The 19,995-nt window shown below is 62.0% G+C and carries 19 protein-coding genes; 6 read left to right on the top strand and 13 right to left on the bottom strand.

The genetic code is table 11. The annotated features are described in order from the left end of the window. Positions 1–127: 127 nt before the first annotated feature. The 11 genes from panC to ABWL39_RS16575 all read right to left on the bottom strand — a co-directional run bounded on the left by panC (position 128) and on the right by ABWL39_RS16575 (position 11,830). Entirely contained in the window at positions 128–958 is an 831-nt protein-coding gene (gene panC, locus ABWL39_RS16525) for a pantoate--beta-alanine ligase (protein ID WP_367793757.1), read from the bottom strand. A gap of 12 nt (positions 959–970) precedes the next feature. Beyond that, a complete protein-coding gene (gene panB / locus ABWL39_RS16530; RefSeq protein WP_367794048.1) occupies positions 971–1,762 on the bottom strand; it encodes a 3-methyl-2-oxobutanoate hydroxymethyltransferase in 792 nt (263 codons plus the stop codon). A 78-nt stretch (positions 1,763–1,840) separates the two neighbouring features. After that, positions 1,841–2,479 carry a deoxynucleoside kinase gene (locus ABWL39_RS16535; RefSeq protein WP_367793760.1) on the bottom strand — a complete coding sequence of 213 codons (639 nt, stop codon included), beginning with the start codon at positions 2,477–2,479 and terminating at the stop codon, positions 1,841–1,843. A 3-nt stretch (positions 2,480–2,482) separates the two neighbouring features. Next, on the bottom strand, positions 2,483–2,971 hold the full coding sequence (gene folK / locus ABWL39_RS16540; protein ID WP_367793763.1) for a 2-amino-4-hydroxy-6-hydroxymethyldihydropteridine diphosphokinase: 489 nt from the start codon (positions 2,969–2,971) through the stop codon (positions 2,483–2,485). Beyond that, entirely contained in the window at positions 2,968–4,323 is a 1,356-nt protein-coding gene (pcnB, locus tag ABWL39_RS16545; protein WP_367793766.1) for a polynucleotide adenylyltransferase PcnB, read from the bottom strand. The genes folK and pcnB overlap by 4 nt, the downstream gene beginning before the upstream one ends. An 83-nt stretch (positions 4,324–4,406) precedes the next feature. Continuing rightward, entirely contained in the window at positions 4,407–6,107 is a 1,701-nt protein-coding gene (locus tag ABWL39_RS16550; protein ID WP_367793769.1) for a diguanylate cyclase, read from the bottom strand. Between the two features lie 129 nt (positions 6,108–6,236). Further along, positions 6,237–7,040 carry an ABC transporter substrate-binding protein gene (locus ABWL39_RS16555; RefSeq protein ID WP_367793772.1) on the bottom strand — a complete coding sequence of 268 codons (804 nt, stop codon included), beginning with the start codon at positions 7,038–7,040 and terminating at the stop codon, positions 6,237–6,239. A gap of 110 nt (positions 7,041–7,150) precedes the next feature. Then, on the bottom strand, positions 7,151–8,839 hold the full coding sequence (locus ABWL39_RS16560; RefSeq protein ID WP_367793776.1) for a diguanylate cyclase: 1,689 nt from the start codon (positions 8,837–8,839) through the stop codon (positions 7,151–7,153). A 140-nt stretch (positions 8,840–8,979) separates the two neighbouring features. Further along, entirely contained in the window at positions 8,980–10,032 is a 1,053-nt protein-coding gene (gene murB, locus ABWL39_RS16565; RefSeq protein ID WP_367793779.1) for a UDP-N-acetylmuramate dehydrogenase, read from the bottom strand. A gap of 10 nt (positions 10,033–10,042) precedes the next feature. Continuing rightward, positions 10,043–11,419 (bottom strand): MATE family efflux transporter, encoded by a 1,377-nt coding sequence (locus ABWL39_RS16570; RefSeq protein ID WP_367793782.1) that lies wholly within the window; start codon positions 11,417–11,419, stop codon positions 10,043–10,045. A gap of 87 nt (positions 11,420–11,506) precedes the next feature. Continuing rightward, complete coding sequence (locus ABWL39_RS16575) at positions 11,507–11,830, bottom strand: hypothetical protein (RefSeq protein ID WP_367793785.1); 324 nt, start codon at positions 11,828–11,830, stop codon at positions 11,507–11,509. A 288-nt stretch (positions 11,831–12,118) separates the two neighbouring features. On the opposite strand from ABWL39_RS16575, the gene ABWL39_RS16580 reads away from it, so the two are divergent. The 6 genes from ABWL39_RS16580 (at position 12,119) to ABWL39_RS16605 (ending at position 17,733) form a co-directional block, all read left to right on the top strand. Beyond that, on the top strand, positions 12,119–13,453 hold the full coding sequence (locus tag ABWL39_RS16580; RefSeq protein WP_367793788.1) for a deoxyguanosinetriphosphate triphosphohydrolase: 1,335 nt from the start codon (positions 12,119–12,121) through the stop codon (positions 13,451–13,453). Positions 13,454–13,561: 108 nt separating this feature from the next. Continuing rightward, on the top strand, positions 13,562–14,791 hold the full coding sequence (locus ABWL39_RS16585; RefSeq protein WP_367794051.1) for an RHS repeat-associated core domain-containing protein: 1,230 nt from the start codon (positions 13,562–13,564) through the stop codon (positions 14,789–14,791). 1 nt (position 14,792) lies between these two features. Further along, positions 14,793–15,302, top strand: coding sequence for a DUF2247 family protein (locus tag ABWL39_RS16590; protein WP_367793791.1), 510 nt, complete (start codon positions 14,793–14,795; stop codon positions 15,300–15,302). An 82-nt stretch (positions 15,303–15,384) separates the two neighbouring features. Next, entirely contained in the window at positions 15,385–16,329 is a 945-nt protein-coding gene (locus ABWL39_RS16595) for a hypothetical protein (protein ID WP_367793794.1), read from the top strand. Further along, complete coding sequence (locus ABWL39_RS16600; RefSeq protein ID WP_367793797.1) at positions 16,302–17,012, top strand: hypothetical protein; 711 nt, start codon at positions 16,302–16,304, stop codon at positions 17,010–17,012. The genes ABWL39_RS16595 and ABWL39_RS16600 overlap by 28 nt, the downstream gene beginning before the upstream one ends. Positions 17,013–17,121: 109 nt before the next feature. Continuing rightward, a complete protein-coding gene (locus ABWL39_RS16605) occupies positions 17,122–17,733 on the top strand; it encodes a hypothetical protein (RefSeq protein ID WP_367793800.1) in 612 nt (203 codons plus the stop codon). A gap of 27 nt (positions 17,734–17,760) precedes the next feature. Here ABWL39_RS16605 and ABWL39_RS16610 read toward each other — a convergent pair whose 3' ends face one another. Further along, positions 17,761–18,402: a response regulator gene (locus ABWL39_RS16610; protein WP_367793803.1), complete on the bottom strand. Its 642-nt coding sequence runs from the start codon at positions 18,400–18,402 to the stop codon at positions 17,761–17,763. Next, positions 18,402–19,754 (bottom strand): cache domain-containing protein, encoded by a 1,353-nt coding sequence (locus tag ABWL39_RS16615; RefSeq protein WP_367793806.1) that lies wholly within the window; start codon positions 19,752–19,754, stop codon positions 18,402–18,404. The genes ABWL39_RS16610 and ABWL39_RS16615 overlap by 1 nt, the downstream gene beginning before the upstream one ends. Between the last annotated feature and the right edge of the window lie 241 nt (positions 19,755–19,995).

Genomic DNA, 19,995 nt, shown 5'->3' on the forward strand with positions numbered 1-19,995 from the left:
CAGCCGCCACGGGGAAAACCAGCTAACCCCATGGCAGATAAAAGAAAAGCGTCGAGTAAATTTTCGACGACACAAACAAAAAACCCCGGCGTATGTCCGGGGCTTTTTGTTTGTACCGCTCTCAGCTTTACAGCTGAACCTCCAAATTGTCGATCAGGCGGGTCGCGCCCACCCTTGCCGCGGCAAGCAAGACCAGGTGCGTGGATGCCGTACTCGGCCGCCCCAAGGTTTCGGCGTCACGCACCTCGACGTAATCGACATCCCAGCCATGCTCACGCAACTCGCTTACCGACTGTAGCGCGAGCTCGTCATAGTTGCGGCTGCCATTGCCAATCGCGTCGCGGATGCGCTGCAGGTTCCGGTAGATACGCGGCGCCTCGCCCCTTTGCTCCGAGCTCAAATAACCGTTCCGCGAACTGAGCGCCAAGCCGTCATCGGCACGGCCGGTTTCGGCACCAATAATGGTGATCGGCATATTGAGATCCAGCACCATATCCCTCAGTACGAAATATTGTTGGTAATCCTTTTTACCGAAGATAGCGACGTCAGGCTGAACGATATTGAACAACTTGGTCACGACCGTCGTCACGCCGCGGAAGTGTCCCGGTCGAAAGGCGCCGCACAACTCGTTGGCAATCGACGGCGGCTCGATGCAGTAATGTTGCGGGTGCGGATACAACTCGTTTTCGTCAGGCGCAAACACCGCGGCCGTGCCGACGCTCTCGAGTTTTGCACAGTCGTCGCGCAGCGTACGTGGATAGCGCTCGAAATCTTCGCCCTGGCCAAACTGAAGCCGGTTGACGAAGATGCTGACAATGACAGCATCGCCATGCTGCTTGGCAAGCTGAATCAGCGACAGATGGCCTTCGTGCAGATTGCCCATGGTGGGCACGAACACGACCCTGCCGGCAGTCTTACGGAATTCGCGCAATTCGGCGATGGTATGCAGGACTTTCATGGCCATCCAGAATCAGAAACAGTGTTCTTCTGCGGGGAAGGTTTTCGCCTTGACCGCACCAACATATGCTTGGACCGCAGCCTGGATCGACTCCGCTCCTTGCATGAAATTTTTCACAAACCGGGCTTTTTTACCTGGGTAGATGCCGAGCATGTCATGCATCACCAGCACCTGCCCGCTACATTCAACGCCTGCGCCAATGCCAATGGTCAGCATATCGAGGGATTCGCTAACCTCTTTGGCCAGGCTTGCCGGGACAGCTTCCAGCACCACCATCGTGGCGCCCGCTTCCTGCAAGGCCAAGGCATCGGCCTTGAGCTGGCACGCCTGTTCCTCGGTCTTGCCTTGTACCTTATAGCCGCCGAGCTGGTTCACGGACTGTGGCGTGAGCCCGATATGGGCACAGACTGGAATGCCGCGCTCGACCAGGAAACGAACGGTATCGACCATCACCGCCCCGCCTTCGAGCTTGACCATGTGCGCACCGGCCTGCATCAAACGGGCGGATGATCTGAATGCCTGTGCTTCGCCTTCCTGGTAAGCCCCAAACGGCAGATCGGCAACGATCAATGCCCGCTTTGCGCCCTTGGCAACGCAGCGCGTGTGGTATTCCATCTGCTCCAGGGTGACGGGCAAGGTGCTGTCTTCGGCCTGCACGACCATACCCAGGGAATCCCCCACCAGCAGGACATCAACCCCTGCTTCATCCATCAAGGTAGCAAAACTGGCCTCGTAACAGGTCAGCATGGCGATCTTCTGGCCTTCGTGGGCCATTTTCTGCAGGCTGCTTATGGTTGTCCGCATCATTTCCTTCCACCTATCAAGCGATTGCTCAATAGTAGTTGTTTTGACTCGCTCATTTGCTATGTTAGCTGCCGACACTCAGCCTTTGCTGAAAAATTCTCGCCGGCCTCGCATCTGTTTGGTGCACTGCAAAAGTAACTCAAAATCCTCGGCGCTATCAACAAAATTGAGGTTGGCAGCATTGACGATCAACAGCGGGGCGTCTTCATAGCCATGGAAGAAACGGCTATAGCTGTCACCCAAGCGGCGCAGATAGGCCTCGGACATGCCTGCCTCATAGCTGTTGCCACGTTGCTGGATACGCTGCAAGGCAATCGCCACGGGCGTTTGCAGGTAGATCACCAGGTCTGGTGTGGGGGCCTTGGGGGCATAGAGCTGGTAGATGGCGCGATACAGCCGTAGCTCTTCATCATTCAGATTGAGCTCAGCGAACAGCAGGTCCTTGGCGAGCAGATAGTCCGAAACGGCGTGGCTTGCGAACATATCCAGCTGCTGCAGCTGCCCCAGCTGTTCCACCCGCTGCAGCAAGAACGATAGCTGTGCCGGCAGGGCATAGCGGGCCGGATCCTGATAGAACTTGGACAGGAAGGGATTGGTTTCCGGCTGTTCGAGCAAGGTGGCCGCGCGCAGGTGCTCCGCAAGTTTGCGTGCCAACGTCGTCTTGCCTGCGCCGATGACGCCTTCGACAACGATGTAGGGGCAGCGCTCCAAATCCACAGACTATCCTTCCAAACGCTGCAGACGCTGGCTCGTGCAAGCTGCCAGATAATCGGCTGCCGCGCCGCAGCCGGGAATGATGCAATCTGGCGCGATATCGAGCAATGGCAGCAAGACGAACGCACGCTCGTGCATGCGCGGGTGCGGCAGCGTCAGCGCCGCCGTCTCGATGACCGCCTCGCCATGCAGCAACAGGTCGAGATCAAGTGTGCGCGGTGCATTGCGGAAGCTGCGCTCCCGGCCGAAGCGCTGCTCGATCTGGAACAGCGCATCCAGCAGTGCTTGCGGAGCGAGTGCCGTTTCCAGCATTGCCACCGCATTGACGAATTCCGGCTGATCGAGATAACCGACCGGCTCACTGCAGTACAGGGGAGAAGCCTTCAATAGCCGGGTGTGGTCAAGCGCATCGAGCGCATCGATAGCGGCCAATACCTGAGCAGACGGGGCATCGAGATTGGCACCCAGCGCCACGAAGGCGATCTGCAAGGTCACTCGTTGCCGCCTGCGTCACCGCCCGCCTCGACGGCCGGCTCACTGGGCTTGCGCTTGCGACGGCGGCGCTTCTTGGCGGGCGCGCCATCCTCTTTGACCAGCATGTGCTCGCGTTCGCTGCCCTCTGCGACCTGGAAGCGCTCCCACCATTGCGCCAGCTCGGTATCGGCCTCGCCACTCTCGGCGCGCAACGCGAGGAAGTCATAGCCGGCACGGAAACGCGGGTGCTCGAGCAGACGGAAGGGCCGCTTGCCAGCGCGTTGCTCGAAGCGCGGCTGCAGGGCCCACACCTCTTTCATGGTGACGCTGTAGCGACGGGGGATCGCAAGCTTTTCTTCCTGCACTTCGAGCACCTGATCCATCGCATCGAACAGCGCGGGGGTAGGCAGCTCGCCCTTGGCCTGCCGATCTTTCCAGGCAGCCAACACCTCGTGCCACAGTAGCGCGGCGAACAAGAAGCCGACCGACACCGGCTTATCCTCGCGAATGCGCTGGTCGGTGTTGTCGAGCGCAAGCTGCACGAAGCGCTCGCCCATGGGCTGCTCGAGAATCACGTCGAGTAGCGGGAAGAAGCCATGGTGCAGGCCCTCTTCACGCAATTGGTGCAGGCACTGCCAGGCATGGCCCGAGAACAGCAGCTTGAGCATCTCGTCGAACAGGCGTGCGGCGGGCACGTTCTGCAGCAACTCGCCCATGCCGGCAATCGGCTTGCGGGTTTCCTCGCTGATGGTCAATTCAAGCTTGGCAGCGAGGCGTGCCGCGCGCAGCAGGCGCACCGGGTCTTCGCGGAAGCGCTGCACCGGGTCGCCAATGATGGCGAGGCGCTTTGCGGCGATATCGTCCATGCCTCGGTGGTAGTCGATGACTTCCTGGGTCGCGGGGTTGTAATAGAGTGCATTGACGGTGAAGTCACGGCGGCGGGCATCCTGCTCCTGATTGCCCCAGACGTTGTCGTGCAGGATGCGGCCGGCATCGTCGGTCACCTGGCCGTCGGAATCGCCACGGAACGTCGTCACCTCGATCACCTCGTCGCGGCCGAAGGTCACGTGGACGATGCGGAAACGCTTGCCGATGATGCGCGAGCGCCGGAACAGCGCGTGCACCTGCTCGGGTGTGGCGCTCGTGGCAACGTCAAAATCCTTGGGATGCTTGCCGAGCAGCAGGTCGCGCACGGCCCCGCCCACGACATAGGCCTCGTAACCGGCCTCCTGCAGCTTGTCGGTCACCTTGAGCGCGCTCGATGCGATCTCGCTGCGCTGGATGCCGTGCTGCTGCACGGGGACGACGACCGGGCCAGTGGGTTTGCCGCTCTTGCGCTTGCCGAACACGCGGCGGATCAGTTTCTGAATCATTGAATGCTATGCGGAGTTCGCGAGGATTTGCGAAAAAATGGCGCAATTATACATGCTTGTCAGACAGCCGCAGCGGCGCACCTTCAGTTGACCGCCGGCACATCGCTGCAGACACGGTTGCGCCCCTGGTGTTTGGCCGCGTAAAGGCACAAGTCCGCGGCCGACAACATCTTCTCGTGATTGAAATGCTCGTGGCCAGGCGCCACGCCAATACTGACCGTCACCGACAAGTCAGGGTGGATGTGATGCCATGGATGGGCCTGCACCGTCTGGCGGACCTTTTCGCACGCCGCCGCCGCGTCTTCCAGCCCCAGCTCGATGAACACCAGCACAAACTCCTCGCCGCCAAACCGCGCGACGATATCGGACTGGCGCACATGGCTGCGCAGCAGTTGCGCGACTGCCTTGATGGTTTCATCTCCCACCGCGTGCGAGAAGCGATCGTTGATGTGCTTGAAATGATCGATGTCGCACACCGCCACGGTGAGCGGGTGCCGGTAGCGCCGTGCTCGCTCGAATTCCTGCGCCAGCTGGCGATCGAGGTAGCGGCGATTGTGAATGCCGGTGAGCGGATCGGTCATGCTTTGTTGTTCGAGCTGCAACACCAGGGCCGACTTGACGCGGTCTGCCTCGAACAGCGCGCGGCTGGCCCGCTGCAGCTCCTCATGCGCCCGCGCCAGCTCGGTGTGGCGCAGCCGTTCCAGCTCCATCTGTTGGCGCACGTTTTCGAGGTCGACGCGGGCCTGCAGCAGCTTGAGCTTGCGATCGGAGCGTTCGTTGAACATCACGCGTTCGGATGTGTGGTAGCGCTCGCTGTATTCGAGCGCCAGCTCGAAACGACGCTGGCGCTTGTACAAGCCACTCAGCACGCGCTGCGCGTCCTGCAGGAACTCCGGCATCTGCCCGTCCAGCGCCATTTCGTGAGCCATCTGCAGCTCGACCTCTGCCTCGCCGTAGTGGCCGCTCTCGATCAGTAGGCGGCCAAGCTGCACCCGTGCGTCGATTTCGCTGACCGTCATACCATGGCTGACCAGCTCAGGGATGACGTCGCGCAGCAGGCACAAAGCCTCGACCGCGCGGCCCAATACGCTCAAGGTGCTGGCGCGATTCGCGCGGATCGCGGCCAGCAGTCCGTCCGCACCGTGGCCGTGCAATAGCTGTTCGGCCTGGCCCAGCGCCACCAGCGCGGCGTCAGCCTGCCCTTCCTTGCCGAGATCGACCCCAAGATTGCACAGGGCGCAGGCCTGATCCTTGATCTGTCCTGCGACGCCAAACTGGTCTGCAAGCAGGCGGAACTGTTCAATGGCCTCGCAGCGCCGTTCCGTGCGGGAATAAATGATTGCGATGCTGTTGGCCGCCATGCGTTCGCGCGCGGGCAGGCCCACCTGCTGAAACAGCGCGAGCGCTTCGAGAAAACACTCCAGCGCCTGATCGTAGAGACCACAGGTATCGTAGATGATGCCGATGCCGCGGCGGGCCATACCCAGCCATTCTCGATCGCAGGCCTGCTCTGCGGCGCGCTGGGCCGCCTGCAGATGGGACAAGGCCTCGCTGGCGTTTCCCTGGTAGTGATGGGCAAAACCGCTGAAGTAATGTGCCCTGGCCAGCTCGGCGGGCCTGTCGAGCGAGGCTGCCAGCTCGATGGCTTCGTCCGCGAGCGCCTGCGCGCGCCTCGCGTCGGCCTGCTGCAGCCGCTCGGCCAGCGCCAGCGCGGCAGCCAGCCGCTCAGCCGCATTGGCGGCCGAGTTCAGATGTTGTTCGAGTTCCTCGAGCGAGACAGGCACTGTTGTTCTTATATGATAAGGGTCCCAGCGCTAGTATAACGCGTTGCGCATTAAATGCAGGCTCGCTGCGGCATCTTCGTCGGGCCGAAAAAAAGGCCGCTTGCCGCGGCCTTTTCTGTCGAACATCGCTCAGTTGCTGCGGATGACGAATATCCGTGGCATGGCGTTGGGTGTGTTCGGACCAAACCAGCGATCGAATATCTTGGTGGCCTCGCCGGTTTTTTCCATGTCCAGCAATGCGTCGTTGACGGCCTTCTGCAGGCGCTTTTCGCCCTTGTGTATGCCGACCCCGTAAATTTCCAGCGACAGCGGTACGTTGGGGATTTCGTACTGCTTCTTGTTCGGCAGCTTGTTCAGCAAGCCGGCCAGAATCGGCTCATCGGTCGTCACCGCATCGAGCTTGCCGTCCGTCAGCGCCTTGACCGCCTCCGGATAATCCTCGAACAGCACGATACTTGCATTGGGCAGGGCCTTGCGCACCTGCTTTTCGGAGGTTGACCCCTTCACCGTGCCGAGCGTCGCCTTTTCCAGGTCGACCAGATCATGCATACGCCCCTGCTTGGTGAGGAATTTCTGCCCTGTGACGAAATAGCCGTAACTGAAGTCGATCTGCGCTTCACGCTCGGCATTCTTGGTCATCGTGGCGAGGACCAGGTCGACTTTCCGGTCCTTCAGGAAGGGAATGCGATCGGCTGAATCGACAGGCTTGGCCAGCAGCTTCACATTCAGGCGCCGCGCGATACCGGCCGCGAAATCGACGTCATAGCCCGAGACGGTCCTGGTTTTCTGGTCCAGCACGCCGAAAGGGGGGGTTGCATCCTTTACTCCCACCACCAGCTCGCCGCGTTTCACGATGTCGTCGAGGTCATCGGCCTGCACCAGCCCTGCTGCGGCAAGGCTGAGCACCAGCAACAGACGTGTCCATAGCTTCATTGCATTCTCCACTGAGGATTGCGGCGCCGGTCGCGCCGGAAGCGCACCTTATGCGCTCATCATGTCCGCGCGGCAATTGTGGATTTCAGCAAGTAGCAGGAATGACAGCGCTAATCCATGCAGATGCGATTGCGGCCGCGATGCTTGGCCTCGTACAAGGCGTGGTCGGCACGCCCGACCAGGGTGTCGATGCTCTCGCCGCAGTGGAATTCGGCGAGGCCGATGCTGATGGTCACCGACAGCCCGTCATGCACCGCCTGCCAATCGTAGCGCTCGATACTCTGGCGCAGCTTCTCGCAGACTTCGTGCGCGCCGGCCAGGTCGGTTTCGACCAGGATCAACGCGAATTCCTCGCCACCGAAGCGGGCGGCAATGTCGCTATCGCGCAGCTGCTCGCGCATCAGCAAGGCGATGGTGCGCAGCACGGCATCCCCGGTCTGGTGCGAGAAGCGGTCGTTGACCAGCTTGAAATGATCGACATCGCACATGGCCAGCGACAGGGTATGACCGTAGCGGTGGCTGCGCTCCAGCTCCTGCGCCAGTGCATTGTCGAGGTGGCGGCGATTGTAGAGGCCCGTCAGTGCATCGGTGACCGAGAGGCGTTCGAGCTCGGCGAGCAGGCGCGATTTCTCGCGGTCGGTCTTGAACAGCAACTCGCCCACCCGCCGCAACTCCTCGTTCGCCTTGGTCAGCTCGGCGTGGCGCTCGCGCAGCAGCTCGGTCTCGCGCCGCGTCTTCTCGACCTCGAAGCCGATCTGCAGCGAGCGGAACTTGTGTTCGGAACGCTCATTGAACACGTCCTTGTCGATATCGTGAAAGCGCAGCAGGTAGCGGTAGGCGGGCTCGTAACGGCCCTGCACCTGGTACAACTCGGCGTAGGCGCGGCAGGTGTCGGCCATCAACGGCTTGAGCTGGCCGCGCTCGGCCTGGGCCAGCGCCCACGCCAGGTCCGTCTCGGCCTCGCCATAGCGGCCGTTGGCGATACACAGGCGCACCAGATCGAGCCGGATCAGCAATTCGAGCTCCGCCATGCCGGCGGCGCTGACCGTCGGCAACACGGTGCGCAGCTCCGCCTCGGCCTCCTGCACGCGCCCCAGGTCGTGCATCACGCGCGCCCGGTTGTAGCGTGTCGATTCGGCCATGCCGGGCATCGGCTCGCGCGCATCGTGGGCCAGCGCCTCGTCGAACACCTCGAAGGCCTCGGCATGGCGGCCGAGCTTGCGCAAGGTGATGCCGATGCACACCAGCGGCCGGGTCAGATAGCCGTCCATGCCCAGCACCCGGCATTCCTCGATCAATTGCCGTTGGTGGGCCAGCGCCTCTTCGGTCTTGCCGACCTGCGAGAAAATCACGCCGATGCGATACGAAGCCGCCAGGCGGCGCTCGACCACGCCGGCCTCGTCAAAGGCACGATAGGCTTCATACAGACGTTTGAGCGCCTCGTCGTACAGGCCCAGGTTGTCGTAGACCAGCCCCAGCCCGTGCTGCGCCTCGCCCCACCAGCGTTTTACGCCAAGTGCGGCGGCGCGTTCGAGCTCGGCTTCGAGCACGCCAAGCGCGGTCTGCGGCTCCCCTGCCAGCAGCAGGCTGACGCCGCGCCAGCATTGTGCGGCACATGCCGAGACGGCATCGCCCAGGCGCTCCGCGAGCATCAGCGCATCGCTCGCGACATTCAGCGCAAGCGCAGGGTTGCCGGCGAAGACGCGCTCGGCCAGCGCCAGCAGGCAGGCGAGCCGCTCGCCATCGGCGATGGGCCCGCTCAGGCGAATCTCCAATTGTTTTTGTGACAACGGGGGCATGGATGCCCTCTCATTCCGGGCTGTCGATCGGGCGCCCCGGCCAGATGACCGTGCAGCTATCCTACTGAGGCGACTGAACATTATTGGCGGTGCAGCCCGCCATCGCAAATGAATATGCCTGACGAAATATCAGGTACGCCTCAGCAGCGCACAGGCTCGGGTTCGAGCTCGACGCCGAAGCGCTCGTAGACCGAGGCACGGATCGCCTCGGCCAGCCGCCAGATGTCGGCACCACTCGCCCCGCCGCAGTTGACCAGCACCAGCGCCTGCTTTTCGTACACGCCTGCGGCACCCAGGCTGCGGCCTTTCCAGCCGCACTGGTCGATGAGCCAGCCGGCGGCGAGCTTGCTGCGGCCATCGGGCTGCGGATAGGCCGGCAGCGCCGGAAAGCGCTCGCGCAAGGCGGCGGCGAGTGACGCCTCGACCACCGGGTTCTTGAAAAAGCTGCCGGCATTGCCGATCTCGGCCGGGTCGGGCAGCTTGCGGCGGCGGATGGCGATGACGGCGTCGGCGATGGCGCGCGCCGACAATTCCGTCACCTGCCGTGTCGCCAGCTCCTGCTGGATCTCGCCGTAGCCGGTGTGCCAGCAGGGCTGTTTCGGCAGCCGGAAGGTGACGCTGACGACCAGGTAGCGCCCGGCCAGCGCACCCTTGAACACGCTGTCGCGATAGGCAAACGCGCAGTCGGCCAGCAAAAACTGCCTGAGCTGGCCGGTGGCGAGCTCGATGGCATCGAGGGAATGGAAGCAATCCTTAATCTCGACCCCATAGGCGCCGATATTCTGGATCGGGCTGGCGCCCACCGTGCCCGGGATCAGCGACAGGTTTTCGAGCCCGGCCCAGCCTTGCGCGATCGTCCATTGCACGAAATCGTGCCAGCTCTCGCCTGCCATGCCGCGCGCGTAGACGGCCTGCGCGTCTTCATCGACCTTGGTGCGGCCCTGCAGCTCGACCCGCAGCACCAACCCCGGAAAATCGCGCGTGAACAGCATATTGCTGCCCCCGCCCAGCACCAGCCGCGGCACGCCCTGCCATGCGGGGTCGGCCAGCACGGCGCGTAGCTCGTCGAGCGACGCGAGATGGGCCAGGCCGGCAGCCTGCACGTCGACGCCGAAGGTATTGAAGGGCTTGAGCGAGACGTTGGATTCGATCAGGGGCTGGCTCAACGGCGGCTCCAGGGCAAAAGGCGTCATTATAGCCGGCTCAGCGATAGCGCCTGGCGACGTGCACCAAATACCACAACAGGGGTACGGCCGCGGCCGTCAGCGACAGCACCAGCGCGCACCAGAAGCCCGGCGCGCCGAGCGGCGTGCCATCGTTCACGAATGGCACGCCGTGCAGGCCGAGCATGTAGCCGCCGAAGATGCCGACCACCCAGAAGGCAAGCACCTGGATCACCATCGGCAGCGTGGTCACCTTGTAGCCGCGCAGCGCGCCGGTCGCGCTGACCTGCACCGCGTCGGGCAACTGGTAGGCGGCGGCGAACAGCAGCAGGGTCACCGCCAGTGCCTGCACCGCCTTGTCTGGCGTGTACATCGCCGCGATCTGCGGCGCCATCAGCAGGATCAGCAGCGCGGTGGCGCAGGCGAGCAGCAGCACCAGCGTGATGCCAACCTTCGAGGTATGCGCCGCGTGCGCGTAGTTGCCGGCCCCGACATGCTGGCCGACACGCACGGTCAACGCCGTCGCCACGCCGAACGGCAACATATAGGTCTGGGCCGAGAAATTGAGCGTGATCTGATGCGAGGCCACCACGCTCGCACCGAGCTGCGCCAGCATCAGCGCGACGATGGTGAACACGCTGACTTCGGCCAGATAGGTCAGCCCGATCGGCAGGCCCAGCCGCAGCAGGCGCTTCTGCTCGGCCCAGCGCGGCCACTCGAAGTGGCGCCACAGCTCGAACTGGCGGTAGAAGGCACGGCGCGAGGTATAGGCGATCAGCGCGAACAGGGAGAACCAGCACACCAGCGCCGTGGCCCAGCCGCAGCCGGCGCCGCCGAGTTTGGGCAGGCCGAACAGGCCGTTGATCAGCACGTAGTTGGCGGGGATGTTGAGCAGCAAGGCCAGCACGCTGATCACCATGATCGGCTTGGTCTTCGACAGGCTGGAGGTGTAGCTGTGGAATACCTTGTAGATCAGGAAGGCCGGCAGGCCGACGATCACGCCGTCGATGAAGCCCTCGGTCTTCTCCGCCACATCGGGTGCCGCCTTGGCCAGGCGCAGGATGCCGGGCGTGCCGAGCTTGAGCAGCAGCACCGCGAACAGCCCGAGCGCCAGCGCCAGCCACAACCCCTGGCGCATGATCGGGCCGATCTCGTGATAGCGCTTGCCGCCGTAGGCCTGCGCCACCAGCGGGCTCAGCGCGAGCAGGATGCCGGTAAAGCTGAGCGAGATGGTGATCCAGATGCTCGCGCCGAGCGACACGCCAGCCAGGTCAGCGGGCGATACGCGGCCGGCCATCACAGTATCGACAAAGGCCATCGCCGTCTGCGCCAGTTGCGCGACGATGATCGGGCCCGCGAGCTTGAGGATGGCGCGGCTCTCGGCCGGAAAACTGGGCAAGGGAGGGGTTTGCGGCATGCGTTCTGGCAACGACAAAACGCATTAGTGTCGCCCGAAGCCGGAAAGTTTACCAGTCGGGAAACCGGCAGCTTGCCGGCCGCAGCCCTACACCAGCGCCGGGCGCCCCGCCACGACGTGGACTTCGAGATGTGCCTGGTCGGCCACCAGGCGGTTGATCTGCAGCGCCTGCTCGAGCGTCACGGCGCGCACATGGTAGTCGCCATGCACGTATTCGATCGGCTCGGCGACCAGCTTGGCGATCTGCTGCAGCAACTGCTGGCGCACGCTGCTTTCGGTGCGGCGGGTAAAACTCAGCGCCAGATAACTCTTGGGATGGCCGCGGCGCACGCCCTGCGGCTCGGGCTCGCGCGGTTGGCGTTGGGCGACAGAGGAAACGAGTCGGGATTCGTCGAGATAGCAGTCAAACATGGTTGCTCCTTCAAGCAGCTTGGAAGGCGCGCCCGGAAGCAAGTTCCCTAGGCGACGCTTTAGCGGTATTTCGATGGCGCCCCGCAAGTTGTCCATTAAATCGGCGCGAGCGGCCCGACATTGAGCCGCGATAAACAAAAACCCCGCTTGCGATGCAAAGCGGGGTTCGGGAATGATTCCATCTCACCACGCTTTAGCTGTATTTGTAGCGCGCCCGCAAGCTGTGTTCAAATTGGCGCGATGCCTCGAATGTACGGGGCGCCCCTCGCCCCTGTCAAGCCCGATCCCATGACCCAGATGAACTGGCACACGCTGCTCTCCGCCGAGCGCCTGTGCAACACCAAGCCCGCCGGCCCCGATGCCGGCCGCACCGATGCCGGCCGCACCGACTTTCACAAGGATCACGACCGCATCGTGTTCTCGAGCGCGTTTCGCCGGCTCGGGCGCAAGACCCAGGTGCACCCGCTGACCGAGAACGATCATGTGCACACGCGCCTCACGCACTCGATCGAGGTGGCGAGTGTCGGCCGCAGCCTGGGCATGATGGTCGGCCAGCTGATTCACGACAGGCTGCCGGCCCACATCGCGCCACACGACATCGGCGCGATCGTGCAGGCAGCCTGCCTGGCCCACGATATCGGCAACCCGCCCTACGGGCACGCCGGCGAGTATGCGATCCGCGACTGGTTCTGCCAGACGGACAAGGCCTATCTGCTGGAGCCCTTATCGGCGCTGGAGCAGCTCGACCTGCAGACCTTCGAGGGCAATGCGCATGGCTTCCGCGTCATCACCCAGCTCGAGAACCACCGCTTCAACGGCGGGCTGCGACTGACCTATGCCACGCTCGGTGCCATGCTCAAGTACCCATGGACGGTCGAGCATACCGGGCAGAAGCAGAAATTCTCGTGCTACCAGGCCGAAGCCCCGCTGCTCGAAGACGTCGCCACCCGCCTCGGCCTGCCGCAGCTCGCGCCACGGCGCTGGGCGCGCCACCCACTGTCCTACCTGATGGAGGCAGCCGACGACATCTGCTACGCGCTGCTCGACCTCGAAGATGGCATCGAGATCGGCGTGCTCAAGTACGAGCAGGTCGAGCCCATCCTGATCAGCCTCATCGGCGATTCGACCGAACTGCGCGACGAACTCGCCGAATCGCCCACCACGCGGCGGCGCATCTCGCTGCTGCGCGGCCAGGCGATCCAGCGCATGGTCAACGCCGTGGCCCAGGCCTTCGTCGCCAACCACGATGCGCTGCTCGCGGGCGAAATGGAACACGACATCCTGCGCGCCTGCCCCGCACACATCACCGATAGCCTCAACACCGCCAAGCAGCTCGCGCGCACCGACATCTTCAACACGCGGCAGAAGGTCGAGGTCGAGGTCGGCGCCTACACCACGCTCGACATGCTGCTGGAGCCGTTCTTCAACGCCGTGTACCAGCTCAAGACCAGCGGCACGCTGTCGTTCCGCGCCCGCCGCACGCTCGACCTGATGGAACACAACGTGCCGGGCCGCGACTGGTCGCTCTACCACGCCTACATGCGCGTGCTCGACTTCATCGGCGGCATGACCGACAACTACGCAAGCTATCTGGCACGCCAGGTGGGCGGGCTGGGGCAGTAGCGGCCGGACAGCCTCTGGCTGGCGCCCGCCGGCCGAGGCCAGGCCCTTCAGAATGCAAGGCAGGGGCCGGCTTGCAGTCGCACGGTGCGCGATCTATAACGCCGCTTCATAAAGTTCAGCCCAACCGACGTACTCGACAGCGTCGGCCTGATCCACATGAACGGCCGCGTGTACGACCCACGCCTGGCACGTTTCCTCAGCGTCGACCCGGTCAACCAGGCACCGGACAACGGACAGAGCTACAACCCGTACAGCTACGTCTACAACAGCCCGATGATGCTGACCGACCCGAGCGGCTTCAGCGCCTGGACCAACACCCGGGAACACTACGTACGGCCGATCGTCACCGTTGTCGTCGCCTGGTTGCTCGGGCCCGGTGGTTACCCGCTGGTCAGCGCCGAAGCAGCCGGCTCCGCGCTGGCTGCCGACTTCCTCAACACCGTCATCGCCGGTACGGTGGCCGGCGGCATCCAGAGCGGATCGGTGGAAGGTGCGCTGCAAGGCGGCCTCACCGCCGCCGCCTTCTTCGGCGTGGGCAGTGTCACGGTCGGGCATGGCGAGGCAGCCCTCCACGCCTCAGCGGAAATGAAAGTGGCACAGGTCATCGGCCATGCCGCCGTGGCCTGCGCCAGCGCCATGGCCTCGGGCGGGCAGTGCGGCCCGGCCGCCATCGCCCAGGCCTTCACCACCTCGGCCGGGCACATGGGCCTGCCGGAAGGGCGCTTTGCCGGCACCGTCTCGCGCGCCGTGGTGGGCGGGCTGGCCTCGTCCCTGGCAGGGGGCAAGTTTGCCAATGGGGCGACGACGGCGGCGTTTGCTTATTTGTTTAATGAGGTGGCGAAGAGTGAACCACGCCACTCTGATCAGACAAGGATGAGAGCGATTCCAGGCGCGGCCGAAGCCATGCCCATGGACACGGGGGAGTCAGCAGCTTTAGCATTGTCCTTGGCTGATGGGGTTGGTATCTTCAAGATCGGTGTGGCGCTGATTACCCGTCCTACGGCAGTATTCGAGCTTTTTAGTGCGGCAAAGGGCGTAGGCACCACAGCAGAGCAAATTCTCAATGCTGAACGTATAAGCAGTGGCTTAAAAGCTGATGCCTCACATCGCGCAGCAAGTTTCCTGTCGAAAGAACAGCTTCAGGCAGGGCAGGTATTTCCCTTGCGTGGCGGAGATGGCGTTGAACGCACCTTGCTTCAAACACCCGGCGGCCTCAATGGCAAAAACGGGATTTACGAATACATTTATGACTCGGCTGGAAAAGTGACACATCAGCGCTTTATTGAAGGCGGCACTGTTACTGGTCTTCCTAATCAACGAGTTCCAAAGGTGCCTTGATATGAATTTGATGCCTATTCCATTTTTGTTTATTCGGGAACGTGTTTCACTGTCATGGCGTGAGGCCCTTTGGGGTTACGAACACCAAATGATTGGTTGGTCGGATATCGTTGATCTGGCGAAAGAAAGGCTTCGTTCGGACTCAGATGCAGGTGAGATTGAACTATCTTGCTTGGACAAGTCGGATACATCCCGCGTTGGTGAATTACTCAGGGAACTCGCTGCTTCTGAGCCGGAGAAGTTGGGATTGATGTCGGCTAAAAAATGGCTCTACCTGATGCTTGCGTGGACATTGGATAACAAGGATCGGATTGATGATCCTTTAGGCAAGGTCGAAACGATTTATGCTGACTTTGATTATCCGGGCGAGATCGAGAATTTCGTGAGGTATATGCCGGTAATGGATGATTATGATCCAAGCCATCACAGCAAAGAAGACAATGAAAATCGATTGTTTGAGAACTGGAAAAAATACTTGGATGTTGCCCAGAATGAAGTAGGAATCTCTTAAAAAAACCTCATCCACCCGCCTGCGGCGGGTAGCTGTTAAGAGAAGGGCCGCACGATGCGGCCCTTGGTTTATCGGCTGGGCGATGGTGCCAGGAACGACTGCGGAGGCAGCGTTTGCCAACACCATCATCGCCGGGGCCATCGCAGGTGGTGTCCAGAGCGGCACGCTGGAAGGCGCCTTTCAGGGCGGCCTCACCGCCGCCGCCTTCTTCGGCGTGGGCAGTGTCACGGTCGGGCATGGCGAGGCAGCGCTCCACGCCTCAGCGGAAATGAAAGTGGCACAGGTCGTTGGCCACGCCGCCGTGGCCTGCGCCAGCGCCATGGCTTCGGGCGGGCAGTGCGGCCCGGCCGCCATCGCCCAGGCCTTCACCACCTCGGCCGGGCACCTGGGCCTGCCGGAAGGGCGCTTTGCCGGCACCGTCTCACGCGCCGTGGTGGGCGGGCTGGCCTCGTCCCTGGCGGGGGGTAAGTTCTCCAATGGGGCGGTGACGGCGGCGTTTGCTTATTTGTTTAATGATTTGGCGAGCCAGCAAAAAGGGAAAGCGCTTGAAGTGCAAGCTCAAGCGGAATTGAACGGTCAAGGCTGGAGTACGTACACGAATCGCCAAATCGTTTTTGAAGATGGCGTAGCATCCGAAATGGATATAATTGGGCGGAGGGGAGCAGAAATTAGCGCAATTGAATGCAAAAATGGGAGCTGCGCAAAATGGACGCCAAATCAAAAAAGCCATATTGACGCGCTTGCAGAAGGTCGCTATTACGTTAAAGGTGTTCTAGACATTAATCCAGATCAATTGGTGCGTGATCAGGGTAAATTTACTGCTAGTCTATATACAGAGAGCTCCACTAGAATAATGAGAAGTCCCACTACAGCTAGGTACTTCAATGCAGGTGGTACTCTGTTGCGGTCCTTTTTTCCAATTTCACTATTTATAGATTCGTACTTTATGGCGAGGGATTACGAGTATGCATCTAAATGCGTGATGGGCGGTGTTGATGTATGTGCGCCTCCAAAGTATTGGGATTAATTATGGCGTCAGATAATTTTGTTAAACATTTCAGAAGAACGCTAAACATTTTTCTAAAAGATATTGGCTTCAAAAGGCTACGTTCGGAAAGATGGATTAACCACCTTTCAGATGATTTGGAAATCCACCTTGATGTGCATTTGACAACTTTTGGCGTAACTAAAGGGTTTTATCTGGAAATATGTTTTGGCTATCGTTATTCCAAAGTTGAGGAGCTTCGTAGCCAGCTTCAAGAAACTATAATAAGCAGGGAGATGGCTGCTGTTAATGTGGACATACATAAGATACTGGCTTTCTCCCCAGGCGGTTGTTGGAACATATCGTGTGAAGCCGATGTGAATCCAATGGCGTTGTCTATTGTTTCTGTCGTGAAATGTTTTGCCGATAGCACTAAAGATTTTCAGGCTACCACTTCGTTATGGCAGAAAATAAAAAATATGAACATGGAATCATACGAAATTCATGAGAAAGTTCACCGTAATGGTGAAGGGGGTGCTGATTGTGTTTTTTATATGCAGGGCCCTACCCTTATCCCGATTTTGGCATACTTAAACGATGATGATTTTTATATTTGTAAAGAATTGACATCTTTCTTGTCTAGAATGGAGCCCAAATCTAATTTGGCATTTCACGAGCTGGCTTATATAAGATTTGTGAGAAATTTTCTTAAGCTACCTAGGTAAGGCCGTAATCCGTACCCCGCGGTAGAATGCAATCGAAGCGAAGCGCATTGCACTGCATGGCCAATGCTTGTCTTGCCGTCTCGTTTGCTGCCATTCGGCGTATTGTGCTGTGCTTCGAACACGCCCTCCATGTTCTGAAGCGAAGGGTGATGCGCCGTCTGCTCTGAGCGGCGGTGGCCGCAACTACACCTGGAGCGACAACGGCCAGCTCACCCACATCCAGCAAGGCAGCGACAGCCTCGACTTCGTGCTCGACAGCGACGGCCAGCGCGTCAGGCAGGTCAAGAGCATTGCCGGCGTGGCCAGCACCGTCTGGTACGACAACACCCGGCTTGACCTGAACAGCGCGCTGGAAGAAGAGAGCAAGGCCGGGCAGACCACCTGGCGCCACACCCTGAGCGCCGGCGGCCACGCCTTCGCCGTGCTGGAAAGCGGTGCCAGCAACAGCCTCAAGTACCTGCACGCCGATCACCAGGGCAGCATCGTCGCCGCCAGCGACAGCAGCGGCAACCTGCTCGAACGCCTGCGCTACGACCCCTGGGGCCAGCGTAACGACGGCACCGCCCACACCGTCACCACGCGCGGCTACACCGCGCTCGAAATGCTCGACAGCCTGGTTGGGTCTGACAATCCCAACACTCACTACCACCGTTGGGCTTCGCAAATTCAGCCCAACGCGTCCGATTACGCCAGATGCCGCGCAATCAGCCACCTGAAGTGAAATCTGGACTTTGCTGACAAGCGCGCCCTACTTCAACCACCCCCGCTCCATCGCGTATTTCACCAGCCCTGCCGCGCTGTCGATGCCGAGCTTGCGGCGCAGGCTCAGGCGGTGGGTTTCGGCGGTGCGCACGCTGATGTCGAGCTGCTGTGCGATGGCCTTGTTCGACAGGCCGTGCGCGAGCAGGATCAGCACTTCCTTTTCGCGCTCGGTCAGGTCGAAGCTCTGCGCCTGCGGCTTCACCAGTGCCTGGGCCGCGGCGGCGCTGTAATAGCTGCCGCCGGCGGCGACCGCGTCGATGGCGGCGATGATCTCGTGCGAGCCGGCGTCCTTGAGCACATAGCCCTTGGCGCCGGCGCGCATGGCGCTGGTCACGTATTCGCTGTTGTCGTACATGCTCAGGATCAGCACACGGATGGCCGGGAAGCGCTCGGACAGCAGCTCGGTGAGGCGGATGCCGTTCATGTCCTTCATGCCGATATCGACCAGCATCAGGTCCGGCGCCAGTTGCTCGGCCAGGGCCAGGGCTTCGGCGCCGCTGCCCGCCTCGCCCGCGACCTCGATCTGGGCGACGGCTTCGAGCCGTGCGCGCAGGCCGTCGCGCACCAGCGGGTGATCGTCGACGAGCATCAGGCGGATACGGCGTGGGGAGGCAGGGGTGGTGCTCATCAACGGCCTTTCCATGACAGGGGCAGGCTGACCACCAGCCGGGTACGGCCAGGGCGCGATTGCAGGGTGAAGCGGCCGGCCAGGTGCTCGACGCGCTCGCGAATATTGCGCAGGCCGATGCCGCCTGCGCGCTCGATGCTGGCGGGGTCGAAGCCGCGGCCGTCGTCGACGACGGACAGCCGCACGCAGCCGCCAGCCTGCGACAGCTTGACGCGCACCGACTGCGCCCCGGCGTGGCGCTCGATATTGGTGAAAGCTTCCTGCGCGATGCGGAACAGCGCCACGGCTTCGTCTGTCGGCACGTGCGCCCCGCCATCCTGATCGAGCGCGACGGCGATGCCGGTGCGCTGCTCGAATTCGTTGGCGAGCTGCGTCAGCGCGGCCGACAGGCCGAGGGTATCGAGGATGGACGGGCGCAGGTCGTGTGAGATGCGGCGCACCTCGCCGATCGCGTCACCGAGGCCTGCAATGCCCTTGTCGAGCGCCTCGCAGGCGCCCTCACCGCCGCTCTGCAGCTTGTGCTGCGCCAGCTCGAACTGGAACTTGGTGGACACCAGCAGTTGCGAGATGCCGTCGTGCAGCTCGCGCGATACGCGGGCGCGCTCCTCTTCCTGCAGATTCACGATGCGCTGGGCCAGCGCCTTGAGCTTGCTGTCGGCCAGACGGTGCTCGCTGACGTTGAGCACCAGCCCGCCCGCAAATACCAGCAGCACCGCCACCAGCGCCACGCCGCCGAGCCCGAGCAGCGTCGCGCGCACGGTAGCCCGCGCGCGTTCGCGCACCTCGGCGGTGGCGCGCTCGACGTCGTCGAGATAGATGCCGGTGCCCACCATCCAGCCCCAGCGCGGCAGCAGCACCACGTAGCCGAGCTTCTCGGTCAGCTGGTGCGTCGAGGGCTTTTCCCAGCCGTAGCGCTGGTAGCCGTCGCCATCGCGGCTGGCGGCCGCGAGCAGCGCCTGGATCACGTGGCGGCCCTGCGGGTCGGTCAGGTTCCACAGATTGCGCCCGACCAGCTGCGGCTGGCGCGGGTGGACGATATTGCGCCCGCTCATGTCGTAGACGAAGAAATAGCCATCGTCGCCATAGTTGATCGCGCGCAGGATGGCCTTGGCCTGCTCCTGCGCAGCCGGGTCGTCGCGCCGCGCGTCGTAGAGCGGCTGGATCGAGCTCAGCGCGAGCTCGACATAGTGCTTGAGCTCGGCCCGCTTGGCGGCCATGAAGCTTTCCTCGATCAGCTCCACCTGCCGCTCGGCGAGGCGCTCGGCGCGGTACTGCACCAGCGCGCCAATGGCAAACATGGCGAGCAGCAGGGGCAGCACGGTAAGCGCGACGATCTTGTATTTGAGCTTCATGGTATTTGCGGCGGCGCACTACGCATTACTACGCAGCGCAGTCCGGTAGTACTGCGAATGTTAACGAATGCCTAAAAGGAGAATAGTAGAGCCCAAGCTCGGCAAGCCGGGATTTACCCTGATGCCGGTACCGATTCAGCCGAGCGAAGGATGCCCGCAGCAGCCCCGCCCACGGGTGCGGATGCCGCAGGCAGCCAAGGAGCCTCACCATTCAGCGCCAGGCCCATGAGCCGTGGCGCAC

The organism is Chitinivorax sp. PXF-14, assembly GCF_040812015.1.
Lineage (GTDB): Bacteria > Pseudomonadota > Gammaproteobacteria > Burkholderiales > SCOH01 > JBFNXJ01.

What these genes read in the sequence shown, in the direction of transcription:
- panC (WP_367793757.1), bottom strand. Translation starts at nt 958, where the DNA reads ATGAAAGTCCTGCATACCATCGCCGAATTGCGCGAATTCCGTAAGACT.
- panB (WP_367794048.1), bottom strand. Translation starts at nt 1,762, where the DNA reads ATGCGGACAACCATAAGCAGCCTGCAGAAAATGGCCCACGAAGGCCAG.
- pcnB (WP_367793766.1), bottom strand. Translation starts at nt 4,323, where the DNA reads ATGATTCAGAAACTGATCCGCCGCGTGTTCGGCAAGCGCAAGAGCGGC.
- ABWL39_RS16555 (WP_367793772.1), bottom strand. Translation starts at nt 7,040, where the DNA reads ATGAAGCTATGGACACGTCTGTTGCTGGTGCTCAGCCTTGCCGCAGCA.
- ABWL39_RS16560 (WP_367793776.1), bottom strand. Translation starts at nt 8,839, where the DNA reads ATGCCCCCGTTGTCACAAAAACAATTGGAGATTCGCCTGAGCGGGCCC.
- murB (WP_367793779.1), bottom strand. Translation starts at nt 10,032, where the DNA reads ATGACGCCTTTTGCCCTGGAGCCGCCGTTGAGCCAGCCCCTGATCGAA.
- ABWL39_RS16570 (WP_367793782.1), bottom strand. Translation starts at nt 11,419, where the DNA reads ATGCCGCAAACCCCTCCCTTGCCCAGTTTTCCGGCCGAGAGCCGCGCC.
- ABWL39_RS16575 (WP_367793785.1), bottom strand. Translation starts at nt 11,830, where the DNA reads ATGTTTGACTGCTATCTCGACGAATCCCGACTCGTTTCCTCTGTCGCC.
- ABWL39_RS16580 (WP_367793788.1), top strand. Translation starts at nt 12,119, where the DNA reads ATGACCCAGATGAACTGGCACACGCTGCTCTCCGCCGAGCGCCTGTGC.
- ABWL39_RS16590 (WP_367793791.1), top strand. Translation starts at nt 14,793, where the DNA reads ATGAATTTGATGCCTATTCCATTTTTGTTTATTCGGGAACGTGTTTCA.
- ABWL39_RS16595 (WP_367793794.1), top strand. Translation starts at nt 15,385, where the DNA reads ATGGTGCCAGGAACGACTGCGGAGGCAGCGTTTGCCAACACCATCATC.
- ABWL39_RS16600 (WP_367793797.1), top strand. Translation starts at nt 16,302, where the DNA reads ATGTGCGCCTCCAAAGTATTGGGATTAATTATGGCGTCAGATAATTTT.
- ABWL39_RS16610 (WP_367793803.1), bottom strand. Translation starts at nt 18,402, where the DNA reads ATGAGCACCACCCCTGCCTCCCCACGCCGTATCCGCCTGATGCTCGTC.
- ABWL39_RS16615 (WP_367793806.1), bottom strand. Translation starts at nt 19,754, where the DNA reads ATGAAGCTCAAATACAAGATCGTCGCGCTTACCGTGCTGCCCCTGCTG.